The sequence below is a fragment of the Nocardiopsis sp. NPDC057823 genome, from assembly GCF_042797335.1.
Taxonomy (GTDB): domain Bacteria; phylum Actinomycetota; class Actinomycetes; order Streptosporangiales; family Streptosporangiaceae; genus Nocardiopsis; species Nocardiopsis changdeensis.
The window spans coordinates 111,709-125,870 of sequence record NZ_JBHVLR010000019.1; the positions used below are offsets into that span (position 1 = coordinate 111,709).

The 14,162-nt window shown below is 74.6% G+C and carries 9 protein-coding genes; 6 read left to right on the plus strand and 3 right to left on the minus strand.

The window, feature by feature from the left end:
* The first annotated feature begins 59 nt into the window (after positions 1 to 59).
* From ACFVNO_RS25460 to ACFVNO_RS25470, 3 genes are all read left to right on the plus strand, one after another.
* Positions 60 to 974: an aminoglycoside phosphotransferase family protein gene (locus tag ACFVNO_RS25460; RefSeq protein ID WP_378896186.1), complete on the plus strand. Its 915-nt coding sequence runs from the start codon at positions 60 to 62 to the stop codon at positions 972 to 974.
* Complete coding sequence (locus ACFVNO_RS25465; protein ID WP_378896188.1) at positions 967 to 2,472, plus strand: PucR family transcriptional regulator; 1,506 nt, start codon at positions 967 to 969, stop codon at positions 2,470 to 2,472. The genes ACFVNO_RS25460 and ACFVNO_RS25465 overlap by 8 nt, the downstream gene beginning before the upstream one ends.
* 210 nt (positions 2,473 to 2,682) lie before the next feature.
* Entirely contained in the window at positions 2,683 to 3,996 is a 1,314-nt protein-coding gene (locus tag ACFVNO_RS25470; RefSeq protein ID WP_355267109.1) for an MFS transporter, read from the plus strand.
* A 67-nt stretch (positions 3,997 to 4,063) separates the two neighbouring features.
* On the opposite strand, the gene ACFVNO_RS25475 is transcribed toward ACFVNO_RS25470, so the two are convergent.
* A complete protein-coding gene (locus tag ACFVNO_RS25475; protein ID WP_378896191.1) occupies positions 4,064 to 4,954 on the minus strand; it encodes an alpha/beta fold hydrolase in 891 nt (296 codons plus the stop codon).
* A 231-nt stretch (positions 4,955 to 5,185) separates the two neighbouring features.
* Here ACFVNO_RS25475 and nhaA point away from each other — a divergent pair, with 231 nt between their 5' ends.
* The 3 genes from nhaA to ACFVNO_RS25490 all read left to right on the plus strand — a co-directional run bounded on the left by nhaA (position 5,186) and on the right by ACFVNO_RS25490 (position 8,591).
* On the plus strand, positions 5,186 to 6,460 hold the full coding sequence (gene nhaA / locus ACFVNO_RS25480) for a Na+/H+ antiporter NhaA (protein ID WP_378896193.1): 1,275 nt from the start codon (positions 5,186 to 5,188) through the stop codon (positions 6,458 to 6,460).
* A 262-nt stretch (positions 6,461 to 6,722) separates the two neighbouring features.
* Positions 6,723 to 6,926: a cold-shock protein gene (locus tag ACFVNO_RS25485; protein WP_355267100.1), complete on the plus strand. Its 204-nt coding sequence runs from the start codon at positions 6,723 to 6,725 to the stop codon at positions 6,924 to 6,926.
* 261 nt (positions 6,927 to 7,187) lie between these two features.
* Positions 7,188 to 8,591, plus strand: a complete 1,404-nt coding sequence (locus tag ACFVNO_RS25490) for a DEAD/DEAH box helicase (RefSeq protein WP_355267097.1) — start codon at positions 7,188 to 7,190, stop codon at positions 8,589 to 8,591.
* A gap of 254 nt (positions 8,592 to 8,845) precedes the next feature.
* Here the strand turns inward: ACFVNO_RS25490 and atzF are convergent, their stop codons facing one another.
* The gene (gene atzF, locus ACFVNO_RS25495; RefSeq protein WP_378896196.1) at positions 8,846 to 10,543 is read right to left on the minus strand and encodes an allophanate hydrolase; all 1,698 of its coding nucleotides are present in this window, start codon (positions 10,541 to 10,543) and stop codon (positions 8,846 to 8,848) included.
* On the minus strand, positions 10,543 to 14,148 hold the full coding sequence (gene uca, locus ACFVNO_RS25500; RefSeq protein ID WP_378896198.1) for an urea carboxylase: 3,606 nt from the start codon (positions 14,146 to 14,148) through the stop codon (positions 10,543 to 10,545). Before uca ends, atzF begins: the two co-directional genes overlap by 1 nt.
* Between the last annotated feature and the right edge of the window lie 14 nt (positions 14,149 to 14,162).

Genomic DNA, 14,162 nt, shown 5'->3' on the forward strand with positions numbered 1-14,162 from the left:
GGCGGCTTCTCGGAGCCCTCCCCGGGGGTCCACTCCTGGGGGTGGCGGAGGATGGGGGGATGAACATCCCCGAGGCCGAGGTGGACATCACCCCCGGGCTGGTCCGGCGGCTGCTGGCGGACCAGCACCCGGACCTGGCCGGCCTCCCCCTCACACCGGTCGCCAACGGGTGGGACAACACGATCCTGCGGCTGGGCGACGCGCTGGCCGTGCGCCTGCCGCGCCGGGAGCGGGCCGCCGCGCTCGCCCGCAACGAGCAGCGGTGGCTCGGGGCGATCGCCGCGCGCCTGGGCACCCCGGTGCCCGCGCCCGTGCGCGTCGGCGCCCCCGGGCGGGACTACCCCTGGCACTGGTCGGTCGTCCCCTGGTTCGAGGGGCGCACGGCCGCCGAGGTCCCCGTCGCCGGGCGGGACGTGCTGGCCGCGCCGCTGGCGGATTTCGCCGTCCGGCTGCACGTGCCCGCGCCCGCGGAGGCACCCGCCAACCCGTTCCGGGGCGTGCCGCTGGCCGCCCGGTCCGCCGGGTTCCACCGGCGGCTGGAGGCCGCGGACCCGCCCCGCCGGGAGCTCCTGGCCGGGCTCTGGGACGGCTTGGCCGCCGCGCCCGCGTGGTCCGGCCCGCCGCTGTGGCTGCACGGCGACCTGCACCCCGCCAACCTCCTGGTGTCCCCGGACGAGGACGGACTGGCCGCGGTCCTCGACTTCGGCGACCTGACCGCCGGCGACCCGGCCACCGACCTGGCCGTCGCCTGGATGCTGTTCGGTCCCGCGGGCCGGGCCGCGTTCCGCGCCCGGGTGGACGCGGCGGGCACCGTCGACGCGCACGTGTGGGACCGGGCCCGCGCCTGGGCGCTGCTCTTCGGCGTCCTGCTGTCCGCCCACTCCGACGACGCCCCGACACTGGCGGCGATCGGCGCGCATACCCTGGACCAGGTCGTCCTGGAGGAGGACACCGCGGAGGTGGACCATGGCTGAACCCGGACGCACCCTCAAGTCCCTGCTGGACGCCCTCGACGAGTCCGTGCACGGCCTCATGGCGGCCCCGCGCGGTCTGGGCGCGGTGGTGCGCTCGGTCACGGTCGTCGACGACGACGGACCGCTGCCCGTCGGCACGCTGGCGGTCGTCCCCGGTGAGGAGGCCGACGCCCTGGCCGACCGGAACCCCGAGGGCGTCGCGGCCGTGGCCGTCACCGGCGTCCCGGACGGGGGCGCGGAGCGGCTGCGGGCCCTGGGGCTGCCCGTGCTGTCCGTCGACCCCCGGCTGACCGGCAAGGAGTTCGCCGACCTGGTCCGCGCGGTCCTGGAGACGCCCGGCGACGAGCCCCGGCACCGCGACCTGTTCTCCCTGGCCCAGACGGTGGCCACGCTCACCGGCGGCCTGGTCAGCATCGAGGACTCCGCCGGGGCGGTCCTGGCCTACTCCGCCGCGGACGAGGGGGCCGACGAGCTCCGGAGGCGGACCATCCTGGGGCGCGGCTGCCCGGAGTCGTTCCTGGCGCACCTGCGGGCGTGGGGGGTCAACGAGCGCCTGGCCGCCGGAGAGGTGGTGGAGGTGGCCGAGCGCCCCGACCTGGGGGCCGAACGCCGCCTGGTGGTGGGCGTCCTGGCCGGGGGGCGGATGCTGGGCGGCATCTGGGTGCAGATCGGCGACGCGCCCCGGCCCGCCGCGACCACCCGTGTCCTGCTCGGCGCCGCCCGGCTGGCGGCGACCCACCTGATGCGCACCCACGGCGCCCGCTCCGGCGGCGACCCCGCGGAGCTGGCGGTCGGGCTGCTCACCGGCGCGTTCGACACCGACGCCCTCGCCCGCCACCTGGGCGCCGACCCCGGGACCCCGGTGTCCGTGATCGCCCTGGCCCTGCGCGAGGAGGCCGGGCAGGGGGGCTGGCTGCTGGACCGGGCGACGGAGACCGCTTCGGTGTACGCCGCCTCCTACCGCAGCGACGCCCTGGTCATCCCGGCCTGCGGGCTGCTGTACCTGCTCATGCCCGCGCCGTCGGGGAACCCGGCCCCCGCCTCGTGGGTCCGCGACCTGGTCACGGCCCTGCGGCAGAACCTGGGCACCCCCGTGCAGGCCGCCCTGGCCGGGGTCGCCCCGCGGATGAGCGCCGTGCCCTCCCTGAAGAAGGTCGCCAGCCGCACCCTGGACGTGGTCCGGGACCGGCCGGAGCTGACCGTCACGTCCTTCGAGGAGGTCCGCTCCTCGGTCGTGCTGCGCGAGCTCATCGACGACCTCGCCGAGCGCCCGCACCTGCGCGACGTCCGCCTGGACGGCCTCGACGAGGAGCAGTGCCGCTCCCTGGCGGTGTACCTGGACACCTTCGGCGACGTCACCCGGGCCGCCGAGCTGCTGCACGTCCACCCCAACACGCTGCGCCACCGCATCCGCCGCATCCGTACCCTGACCGGGCTGGACCTGGACGACGCCGACCAGCGGCTGCTGGCGTCCCTGACGCTGCGCGCCCGCAGGTGAGGTGGAGATCCGGCCACCGCCGGATCTCCGACCGGTCACGGGGCGGGCGGCCGGACGCCCCGCGGGGCCCCGATTGTCGTTCCCGACACCGCCGGGGCCCTCATATCGTCCGTCCGCACAACGGTGATCCGTGCCACCGCGTTCTAGGCTCCGGCGTACTCGCGGTTCTCCCCGGGCCGCGGAACCCCATCTGACCAGGAGTGATCGGACATGAGCACGGAGACCGCGCGGCCCGGGCCGCCCAGGACGAAAGTCCTCGTCGCGAGTCTGACCGGAAGCACCATCGAGTGGTTCGACTTCTTCCTCTACGGGACCGCCTCGGCCCTCATCTTCAACAAGTTCTTCTTCCCGTCGGACGACCCGCTCGTCTCGCTGATGCTGTCGTACCTGACGTTCTCGCTGACGTTCTTCATCCGCCCGCTGGGCGGCGTGGTGTTCTCCCACATCGGGGACAAGATCGGCCGCAAGAAGACCCTGGTCATCACCCTGTCCCTGATGGGCGGGGCCACGATGCTCATCGGCCTGCTGCCGACCTACGAGACCATCGGCATCCTCGCGCCGATCCTGCTCATCCTCCTGCGCATCGTCCAGGGCCTGGGGATCGGCGGCGAGTGGGGCGGCGCGCTGCTGCTGGCCTACGAGTACGCGCCGGCGAACAAGCGCGGCCTGTTCGGCAGCGTCCCGCAGATGGGCATCACCCTGGGCATGCTGCTGGCCAGCCTGGCCCTGACCCTGATGTCCCTGCTGCCCGACGCCCAGTTCGAGGCCTGGGGCTGGCGGGTGCCGTTCGTGGCGAGCATCCTGCTGGTGCTGCTCGGCCTGTGGATCCGCGCCGGGATCGACGAGACCCCCTCCTTCCAGAAGGCCAAGGAGGAGGGCACCGTCGCCAAGCTGCCCGTCGTGGAGACCTTCCGCTACCACTGGCGCGCGGTGCTGGTGGCCGTGGGCGCCAAGGTCGTGGAGACCGCCCCCTTCTACATCTTCGGCACCTTCGTGGTGAGCTACGCCACGGGCACCCTGGACTTCGAGAACACCGAGGCCCTGAACGCGGTCACCATCGGCGCGATCGTCGCCAGCGTGCTGATCCCGGTCTCGGGCGCCCTGTCGGACCGCTGGGGGCGCCAGCGCGTCTACCTGGCCGGCGCCGTCCTGCTGGCCCTGTTCATCGCCCCGTACTTCCTCATGCTGGGGACGGGCAGCACCGCCCTGCTGGTCCTGGCCACCGTCCTGGGCCTGGGCGTGTTCTGGCCGCCGGTGACCGCCACCATCGGCACCCTGTGCTCGGAGATCTTCTCCACCCAGGTCCGCTACACCGGCGTCACCCTCGGGTACCAGATCGGCGCCGCCCTGGCCGGCGGCACCGCCCCGCTGATCGCCACCTGGCTGCTGTCGAGGTACGACGACTCGTGGGTGCCGATCGCCGGGTACCTGGTGTTCACCGCGGTCATCTCGATCGTCGCCGTGTCGCTGGCCCGCAAGGCCTCCCGCGCCGAGCGGCACGAGGCCGCGCCGGCCGGCGACTGACCCCCTCAGGGCCCTCCGGGGCCCTCCCCGCCGCCCCGGGCCGGACGGACCCGGGGCGGCGGCGCGCTCAGTCCAGGGAGCGCACGAGTCCGGCGATCTCCTCGGGGACCTCGTAGGGGGCCAGGTGCCCCGCCCCCTCCAGCACGGTGACCTCGGAGTCCAGCAGCCGCCGGGCGGGGCCGTGCAGTCGGGCGGGCGAGTAGAAGGCGTCCTCGGAACCGGTGGCCACGACCACCGGGGTGTCCTCCCAGGGGCGCAGGCACTCCATCGGCAGCGGCCCGGGGGCCAGGCTGGTCCGGCAGTGGCGTCCGACCAGGGTCATCCACGGCGCCAGCGGGTGCACCGCCGACCCCCGCGCCCTGGACGTGTACCCGGGCCCGCTCATGTAGTCGAGCAGGCGGGTGCTCTTGTCGTCGCGCGGCCCGATCATCCACGGCAGGGTGACCCGCATCAGGTCCGAGTTCACCGGCGCCGCCGTCAGGCCCGCCGGGCCGACCATCACGACGGCGCGGACCAGCTCGGAGGGTTTGGCGGAAAGCGCCACGGCGGCGCCCAGCGAGTGGGCGAGCACGGTCGCCGGGCGGCCGGTGAGCATCGGCAGGACCTCGTCGAACCAGGCGCCGTAGGCGGACGCCCGGCCCGAGCGGGGGCGCAGCCCCTCGCTGAGGCCGGGCTGCCCGGGCAGGTCGACCAGGGTGACCGCGCGGTCGCGGGCCAGGACCCTGGCCAGGTCCACCGAGGTGGCGGAGTTGAAGTTGGTCCCGCCGAGGAAGACGACCGGCGGGGCGTCCCCGCCCGGGGCGGTGAAGGCGCGGGTGGTGCCCAGGCCGGTACTGAGCGGGGGCAGCGCGGTGAGCGCGGGCCAAGCGGCGAGCCGCTCCTCGCACCAGGTCCGGATCTCGCGGGCGCCGGTCTCGGAGCGGTAGACGTGCGTACCGTGGAGGTGTGTGTCGGGCATCGGACACCTGCTCGTTTCCGGATAAGAGTTGTGCCACCGCCGACCAGTCTTCCCGGCACACCGGCCGACAAGCGTACATGACGCCCCGGACACCGTTCATGAAAAACGGGCGTATATGCTCTGCATCGGACTTTCCCATCGTCCCCGCAGAGCACGGGGCGTGGACCGTGGGTCCTAGGTGTGCCGGGAAGACTGGTCGGCGGTCCGACAGCCGACTCCAGAAAGCCGCCTATGAGCATCGACCCGCTGGCACACTCCACGTCCCGGACGCCCCTCGCACGACTCGCCGAAGCACTGCGCAGCGACACCGTCGGGGGCTTCCTCCTGATCGGTGCGGCGCTGGTCGCGATCATCTGGATCAACTCGCCCTTCGGCGGGGTCTACGAGAACCTGCGATCGGTGACCGTGGGACCCGAGTCCCTGCACCTGAACCTCTCGTTGGAGACCTGGGCGGCGGACGCCCTGCTCGCCGTCTTCTTCTTCGTCGTGGGCAACGAGCTCAAGCAGGAGTTCGTGAACGGCGAGCTGCGCAACCCGCGCCGCGCCATGCTGCCGATCATCGCCGCGGTCTGCGGCATGATCGTGCCCGCCGCGATCTACGCGGCGATCAACTTCTCCTCCCCGGACACCGTCCACGGGTGGGGCATCCCGATGGCCACCGACATCGCCTTCGCGGTGGCCATCCTCGCGGTCGTGGGGCGCAACCTGCCCCCCGCGCTGCGGACCTTCCTGCTGACCCTGGCGATCGTCGACGACCTGGGCGCCATCATCGTGATCGCGGTGTTCTACACCTCGGGCATCGACCTGCTCATGCTGGCCGCCGCCCTGGTCGGCCTGGTGGTCTTCGGGTACCTCCAGCGCGGCAAGGGCCTGGCCGCCGCGCTGAACGCCTCGCGGCTGCCCAACTGGGTGGTGTACGTGCCGCTGGCGGCGCTGATCTGGGTTCTGATGCACGAGAGCGGGGTCCACGCCACCATCGCCGGCGTGGCCATGGGCCTGCTGATGCGCACCAAGGCGCTGCCCGGTGAGGCGCACGACCCCAGCCACGGCGTGGAGCAGATCCTGCGGCCCTGGTCGGCGGGCCTGGCCCTGCCGATCTTCGCGTTCTTCTCCGCCGGCGTGGTGATCGACGGGATGGGCGCGATCGTCAGCGACCCGGCCTCCCTCGGCATCATCCTGGGCCTGGTCGTCGGCAAGGCCGTCGGTATCGCGGGCGGCTCGTGGATCACCACCAAGGTGACCCGGGCCGAGCTGAACCCGAGCCTGAAGTGGATCGACATCGTCGGCATGTCCCAGCTGGCCGGGATCGGGTTCACCGTGTCGCTGCTGATCAGCGAACTGTCCTTCGCGGACTCCCCCGAGCACCTGGCGCACGCCAAGACCGGTGTGCTGGCCGCCTCGCTGATCGCCACCGCGCTGGCCGCGGTCATCCTGGGGGCGAGGTCGCGGCACTACAAGGGCATGATGAACGCCCTGGCCGAGCAGGAGCGCGGCGACCGGGGCTGAGGCCCCGGGACGGAGATCCCACCGTGTCCGGGCTCCGGCGGTCCTCCGCCGGGGCCCAACACATTTCCGGCGGTTTCGATACCACATCCGCCGGTGCCATGTGACACACCGGAATCACCGGGACAAGCTGATTTCCGTGTGCTACGTTCTAAGAAGTTGCAGTCGTGACCCCCGATGGATCCATCTCTTCGGGAGATCACCGCGGTGACGGGAAAATCGTCACACGCGGTTTTCTTCATTTCTTCGAACGAGAGGCATCCATATGGCGACCGGTACGGTCAAGTGGTTCAACGCTGAAAAGGGCTTCGGCTTCATCGAGCAGGACGGCGGCGGCCCCGACGTCTTCGCCCACTACTCGAACATCCAGGCCACGGGCTTCCGTGAGCTGGCCGAGGGCCAGGCCGTGCAGTTCGACGCCGTCGCCGGGGCCAAGGGCCCCCAGGCCGAGAACATCACCCTGATCTAGTCTGATCCTCAGGAGCGCGAGCTCCTCCCGCGACGGGGTCCGCCCTTCGGGCGCCGGACCCCGTCGCTCTTCTTTTTCCCAGGTTTTCCCCGGCCGGCTCTCCGGGCATCGTGCCCCGACCGGCCCCGCGCCCCGGCACATCCGCCGGACGAGCGCCCACGATTTTCATTCGGCAGTCTCATTCATCCGGCGTACCCCGGTTTCCCCCTGCGAGGCCGCAAGGCCTCCCGCCCGGCGAACGCCGTCGGCGAAAGGCCACACATGAGTCATCCGTACCGCACCGGTACGAACACCCGCAGCCGCCCCGCCCGGGGGTACGGCCGGCAGCGCCCCCGCGCCGCCGCCCGCCCCCGCACCGGCGGCGGCGGGCCCTCCGGGGAGTTCGCCCTCCCCGTCACCGTCACCCCGGCGCTGCCGCCGGCGGAGTCCTTCGAGGCCCTGGACATGCCCGCGGCCCTGAAGCGGACCCTGGCCCGGCAGGGCCTGACCACCCCGTCCGAGATCCAGGCGGCGACCCTGCCCGACTCCCTGGCCGGACGCGATGTCCTGGGCCGGAGCCGGACCGGGTCCGGCAAGACCCTGGCCTTCGGCCTGGCCCTGCTCGCCGGCCTGGACGGGCGCACCGCCGAGCCCCGGCGCCCCCTGGCGGTCGTCCTGGCCCCGACCCGGGAGCTGGCCCAGCAGGTCGCCGACTCCCTGGACCCCTACGCGCGTTCGGTGGGGGTGCGCTCGGCCATCGTCGTGGGCGGCATGCCGATCCACCGCCAGGCCCGCGCCCTGCGCCAGGGCGTCCACCTGGTCGTCGCCACCCCGGGGCGGCTGCGCGACCTGATGGAGCGCGGCGACTGCGTGCTGGACAAGGTGGAGTCGGCGGTCCTGGACGAGGCCGACCAGATGACCGACATGGGCTTCATGCCGCAGGTCACCGCCATCCTCCAGGAGGTCCCGGCCGACGGGCGGCGCATGCTGTTCTCCGCCACCCTGGACCGCAACGTCGACACCCTGGTCCGCCGCTTCCTGAACGACCCGGTGGTCCACTCGGTCGACCTGTCCGAGGGCGCCGTCTCCACCATGGAGCACCACGTCGTGCACGTGTCGCCCACGGAGAAGAAGGACGTCGTGACCAGGATCGCCGCCCGCGAGGGCCGGGTGATCATGTTCCTGGACACCAAGCGCGCGGTGGACCGGATGGCCGACCACCTGCTGGCCAACGGGGTGCTGGCCGCGCCCCTGCACGGCGGGCGCAGCCAGCCGCAGCGGACGCGCACCCTCGACCAGTTCAAGCGGGGCGACGTCACCGCGCTGATCGCGACCAACGTCGCGGCGCGCGGCATCCACGTGGACGGCCTGGACCTGGTGGTCAACATCGACCCGCCCACCGACCACAAGGACTACCTGCACCGGGGCGGGCGCACCGCCCGGGCCGGAGAGCGCGGCAACGTGGTCACGCTCGTGCTGCCCGGCCAGCGCCGCGACATGACCCGGCTGATGGGCCGGGCGCGGATCGAGCCGCGCACCCTGGGCGGGGGCGCGAACGCCGCCGACCTGGCCGAGGTGACCGGGGCCCGCGAGCCCTCGGGTGTCCCGGTCACGGTGCGGTCCCCGGAGCCCCGCGAGCCGCGGCGCGACCGGGCCCCGCGCGGGCGGCGACGCCCGCGCCGCTGATCATGACCCGAACGGGCCCCGCGACCATGTCGCGGGGCCCTTTCCGTGTTCGGGGGCCGTTCCGTGCCCAAGGGTCGTCCCGTGTCCGGGCCCGTGCCGTGTGCGGAGGCCGTGCCGTGCCCAGGGGCCGCCCCGAGTCCGGCCCGGAGGGGCGGTGGGAACGGCTCCGCGGCCGCCCATCCCCTTTTCCCGGCGGCCGGAGCGGGGAGCACCTGGCCCGGCCCGCGGGGGCCGCGTGCGGCGCCGCCCCCGCCTCAGTCCCGGGACGCCTCCAGGTAGGCGCGCCAGCCGCCGTACCCGCTGATGTCCCGCGCCCCCTCGGCCGCGACCGCCTCGCAGCCGAACCCGACCGCGGTGCGCCCGTCGGCGAGGGTGACCGCGCCCAGGGCCATCGGCGCGGGCAGCGCCGCCAGGAAGGCCCCCAGCGCCGCCGGGGACAGCTTCCACACCTCGCAGGCCACCGCGGTCCCTCCGGAGGCGACCCGTTGCAGCCCCGGCTTGGGCGGGGCCGTGGGCAGGGCGACCATCCGGTACTCCGGCACGGTCGCGGTGGCCTCCACGAACCGGGCGCCCGCCCCGGTGAGCTGGTGGTGCAGCGGCTGTCCGCGCAGGTGGGCGCCGAACACCGCCAGTTCCACGCCCGCGCCCGGGTGCAGCTCCCCCGGGTCCTGCCCGGTAAGCGCTCCGGCCAGGTCCAGGGCCACCTGGTCCTCGAACGCCCGGGCGATGAGGCTCACGCCGAACGGGCGGCCCTCCGCCTCCCCGGCCGGGACCGCGACCGCCGCCAGGTCCAGCAGGTTGACGAAGTTGGTGTAGGTGCCCAGCCGGGAGTTCACCCCCACCGGGTCCGCGGCCACCTCCGCCAGGGTGGGGTGCCCGACCGTGGTCGGCAGCAGCAGGGCGTCGAACCCGTCGAGGATCCCCGCCGCCGTCGCCCGGTAGGCGGCCAGGCGCTGCTGGTCCGCGGCCAGCCGGTGCGCGGGGAGGTCCTCCGCGGCCAGGATGATGCCCGCCACGGTGGGGTCGGCCCCCTCCGGGTGCGCCTTGAGGAAGTCCCCGACGGCCGCGTACCGCTCGGCGACCAGCGCGCCGTCGTAGAGCAGCCGGGCCGCCTCCAGCAGCGGGGCGACGTCCACCTCGGCGACCTCCGCGCCGGTCTTCTCCAGCACGGCCGCGGCCGCCGCGAAGGCCGCCCGCTCCGCCTCCGACAGCGGTTCCAGGCCCTCCGGGGACGGCACCGCCACCCGGCCCGCCCCGCGCGGGGCCAGGCGCACGTCGGCGGGCACCGGCCGGGAGTAGGGGTCGTCCTCCGCCGGGGACGACATCACCGCCACCGCCGCCCGGGCGGTGCCCAGGTCGCGGGCGAACACGGTGACGCAGTCGTAGGGCCGGGCCGCCGGGACCACCCCCGAGGCCGGGACCAGGCCCAGGGTGGGCTTGATCCCGACGATGCCGTTGAGGGCGGCGGGCACCCGCCCCGAGCCGGCGGTGTCCGTGCCCAGGGCGAGGTCCGCGATCCCCAGGGCGACCGCCACCGCCGAACCCGAGCTGGAGCCGCCCGAGATCCGCTCCGGGTCGGCGGCCCCGCGCACCGCGCCGTAGGGGCTGCGGGTGCCCACCAGGCCGGTGGCGAACTGGTCGAGGTTGGTCTTGCCCAGGACCAGGGCCCCGGCCCCGGCCAGCCTCCGCACCGCGGGCGCGCTCTCCTCCGGTGTGTACGCGAAACCCGGGTGGGCCGCCGTGGTGGGCAGCCCGGCCGCGTCGATGTTGTCCTTGACCGCCAGCAGCAGCCCGGCCAGGGGGAGGTCCTCCCCCGCCGCCAGCCGCTCCTCCAGGAGCGCGGCGTCGGCCACCACCTCGGGTTCGGGGCGCAGGGAGATCCAGACCTCGGGGCGGTCGGCCTCGGCGATCCGCCGGTAGGCGGCGCGGACGCGGTCGGTGGGTCGGTGCATCAGGCGGTCTCTCCTTGCGTGATGACGGCCAGGGCGCTCCCCGGGTCGAGGTGCTGGCCCGGGGTGACGAGGATGTCGGAGATCGTTCCCGCTCTGGGCGCGCGCACCACGACCTCCAGCTTCATCGCCTCCAGGCGGACGACCGGCTGGCCCTCCTCGACGGTGTCGCCCGGCCGGACGTCCACCTTCCACACGGAGGCGGCCAGCGGCGCCTCCACCACGGCGGCGCCCGGCGGCGTCTCCAGCGCCAGGGGGGCGACCGGCTCGGGTTCGGGACGGTCGTCGAACTCCCCGGCCGCCTCCCAGGCCAGGCGCTCGGCCTCGAACGCGGCGGCCTGGCGGGCCCGGAAGGCGGCGATGGAGCCGGCGTTGTCGGCCAGGAAGCGCTCGTGGTCGGCGAGGACGAACTCCCCGTCCTCGATCTCGAGCCCGCGGCTCCCGGCGAGCAGGTCGGCCCGCAGGTCCAGCAGCTCCTCGTGGCCGACCGGGTACCACCGGATCCGGTCGAAGAACCGCAGCAGCCAGGGCACGCCCGGCTCGAACGGCCCGTACTGGCCCAGCCCCGACCAGATGGGGACGGTGCGGCCGATCAGCTGGTAGCCGCCGGGGCTCTCCATGCCGTACACGCACAGGTAGGCGCCGCCGATGCCGACCCCGGCCTCGGGGGTCCAGGTGCGGGCCGGGTTGTACTTGGTGGTGACCAGCCGGTGGCGGGGGTCCAGCGGGGTGGCCGCGGGCGCGCCCAGGTAGACGTCGCCCAGGCCGAGCACCAGGTAGGAGGCGTCGAAGACGATGTCGCGCACCCGGTCGACCGAGTCCAGGCCGTTGATGCGGCGGATGAACTCGATGTTGTCGGGGTTCCAGGGGGCGTCGTCGCGCACGGCGGTGCCGTAGCGGGCGATGGCCTCGTGGATGGACGGGTCGTCGAAGGACAGCGGCAGGTTCAGGGTGCGGCTGGGCACCCTCAGGTCGGCGGCGGACGGCAGGTCCCGCTCGACCTCCCGCAGCAGGCCCAGCAGGGTGCGCAGCGGCAGGCGCTCGGGGTCGGTGTGCAGGTGCAGGGAGCGTACGCCCGGGGTGATGTCGACGATGCCGTCGGTCCCCGCCTCCTCCAGGGCGGTCATCAGGGCGTGGACGCGCATGCGCAGCCCCAGGTCGAGGACCATCGGCCCGTACTCGACGAGGATGTTGTCGTGTCCGCCGCGCCGGTAGACGACCTCCGGGGAGTCCGCCCCGGCGGGGATGCGGCCCAGGACGCCGTCGTCGCCGTCGCCTCCGCCCCCGCGCAGCAGCGGCGCCGCGGCGGGCTCGGTGTGCAGGCGCTCGGCGGCGGCCTCGGTGACCGGGTGGAACCGGACGGTGTCGCCGGGGCGGAGCTGGCCGACCTTCCACCGGGAGCCGGAGACCACGGTGACCGGGCAGACGAACCCGCCCAGGCTGGGGCCGTCCGGTCCGAGCAGCACCGGGGTGTCGCCGGACAGGTTGACGGCGCCGACGGAGTAGGCGGTGTCGTGCACGTTGGAGGGGTGCAGGCCCGCCTCGCCGCCGTCCAGCCGGGCCCAGCCCTGTTTGGGGCCGGACAGGCGCACGCCGTTGCGCGCCGACTGGGGGTGGACCCGCCAGGCGGTGGCGTAGAACGCGTCCATGCCCTCCCGGGTGAGGAACTCGGGGGCGGCGTGCGGCCCCTCGGACACCTCGATGTCCCAGTGCGCCCCGCCCTCGGTGGGGACGGGCGGGACGGGCCGCTCCTCCGCGGGGACGGGGGCGGGCTCCGGGGCTCCCTCCGCGACCGGTGCGGGACGCAGCACGTCGCCCGGCAGGAGCGCGCGGCCGCTGTGGCCGCCGTAGCCGCCGGTCGTGAACGTGGAGGCGCTGCCCAGGTACTCGGGCACGTCCAGGCCGCCGCGCACCAGCACGTAGGTGCGCATGCCCGGGCCGCGGGCGGGGCCGATGTCGAGCAGGCCGCCCGCCGGAACCTCCACCGGCTCCCACTGGGCGGCCGGGACCCCGTCCACGGTGACCTCGGCGGGTGCGCCCGTGACGCAGACGGTGGCGGCGTGCGAGAACCGCAGGGCCGGGCCCTCGATGGTGCACTCCAGGCCGGGCGCGCCCTCGGGGTTGCCCAGGGCGCGGTTGCCCAGCCGCAGGGCGAGGTCGTCCATGGCGCCCGACGGGGGGACGCCCACCTGCCAGTAGCCGGTGCGGCCGGGGAAGTCCTGGACGGTGGTGAGGGTCCCGGCGCGCTCCACCTCGATCCGCGGCTCGGGGTCGCCCACCCCCGCGCAGGTCGCGGTGGTGTGGCCGACCGCGCGCACGTCCGGGTGGGCGGCCAGGGCGCGCAGCAGTCCCAGGTTGGTCTGGACCCCGTCCACTCGGGTGTCCGCCAGGGCGGCGGCCAGCCGGTCCCAGGCCTGCCGCCGGTCACCGCCGCGCACGATGACCTTGGCCAGCAGCGGGTCGTAGTCGCCGGTCACCCGGCGCCCGGTGGCGGCCCAGCCGTCCACGCGGACGCCCTCGGGGAACTCCACCCGCGTGAGCAGGCCCGGGCTGGGACGGAAGTCGTGGGCGGGGTCCTCCGCGTACACGCGCGCCTCGACGGCGTGCCCGGTGCGGGCCGGGCCCTCGTCGGGGACTCCGGCCAGCACGTCCTCGCCGCGGGCCTGGCGCAGCATCCACGCCACCAGGTCGACGCCGGTGATCTCCTCGGTGATCGGGTGCTCCACCTGGAGCCGGGTGTTGACCTCCAGGAAGGACGCCTCGCCGCGGTCGACGTCGTAGACGAACTCCACGGTCCCGGCGCTGCGGTAGGACACCCCCGCGCACAGCTCGCGGGCGGTGCGGTGCAGCTCGTCGCGGACGCGGTCGGTCAGGCCGGGGGCGGGCGCCTCCTCCACGACCTTCTGGTTGCGGCGCTGGAGGGTGCAGTCGCGGTCCCCCAGGGTGACCACGCGGCCGTGCCCGTCTCCGAACACCTGGACCTCGATGTGCCGGGCCCGGGAGACGAACCGCTCCAGGAACACCCCGCCCCCGCCGAAGTGGGTGCGGGCCGTCCGCTCCACCTGCTCGAAGGCGGCGCGCAGCCCGGCCTCGTCGTAGCACGGCCGCAGGCCGATGCCGCCGCCCCCGGAGGTGGCCTTGAGGATGACCGGGTAGCCGATCCGTTCGGCGGCGGCCACCGCGGCGTCGGCGTCGGGCAGGGTGTCGCTGCCCGCGACCATGGGCAGTCCGGCCGCGGCGGCGGCCTTGCGGGCGGTGTGCTTGTCGCCGAACCGCTCCAGGTGGTCCGGGGACGGGCCGACGAAGACCAGGCCCGCCTCCTCCACCGCGCGGGCGAAGGCGGCGTTCTCGGACAGGAACCCGTAGCCGGGGTGGATCGCCCCGGCCCCGGTGTCGGCGGCCGCCCTCAGGACGCGTTCGGCGTCGAGGTAGCTCTGGGAGGCCGGGGCGGGCCCCAGCCGGACCGCCTCGTCGGCCAGCCGGGTGTGCGCGGCGCCGGCGTCGGCGTCGGAGTACACGGCGACGGTGCGCAGCCCCAGGGCACGGGCGGATCGGATGATGCGGCAGGCGATCTCGCCGCGGTTGGCGACGAGCACGGAATCGAACACGCTGGCTCTCCTTG

Coding starts and splice junctions, on each gene's coding strand:
- nhaA (WP_378896193.1), top strand. CDS start 5,186: ATGAGCATCGACCCGCTGGCACACTCCACGTCCCGGACGCCCCTCGCA.
- ACFVNO_RS25490 (WP_355267097.1), top strand. CDS start 7,188: ATGAGTCATCCGTACCGCACCGGTACGAACACCCGCAGCCGCCCCGCC.
- ACFVNO_RS25475 (WP_378896191.1), bottom strand. CDS start 4,954: ATGCCCGACACACACCTCCACGGTACGCACGTCTACCGCTCCGAGACC.
- ACFVNO_RS25470 (WP_355267109.1), top strand. CDS start 2,683: ATGAGCACGGAGACCGCGCGGCCCGGGCCGCCCAGGACGAAAGTCCTC.
- ACFVNO_RS25485 (WP_355267100.1), top strand. CDS start 6,723: ATGGCGACCGGTACGGTCAAGTGGTTCAACGCTGAAAAGGGCTTCGGC.
- ACFVNO_RS25460 (WP_378896186.1), top strand. CDS start 60: ATGAACATCCCCGAGGCCGAGGTGGACATCACCCCCGGGCTGGTCCGG.
- ACFVNO_RS25465 (WP_378896188.1), top strand. CDS start 967: ATGGCTGAACCCGGACGCACCCTCAAGTCCCTGCTGGACGCCCTCGAC.
- atzF (WP_378896196.1), bottom strand. CDS start 10,543: ATGCACCGACCCACCGACCGCGTCCGCGCCGCCTACCGGCGGATCGCC.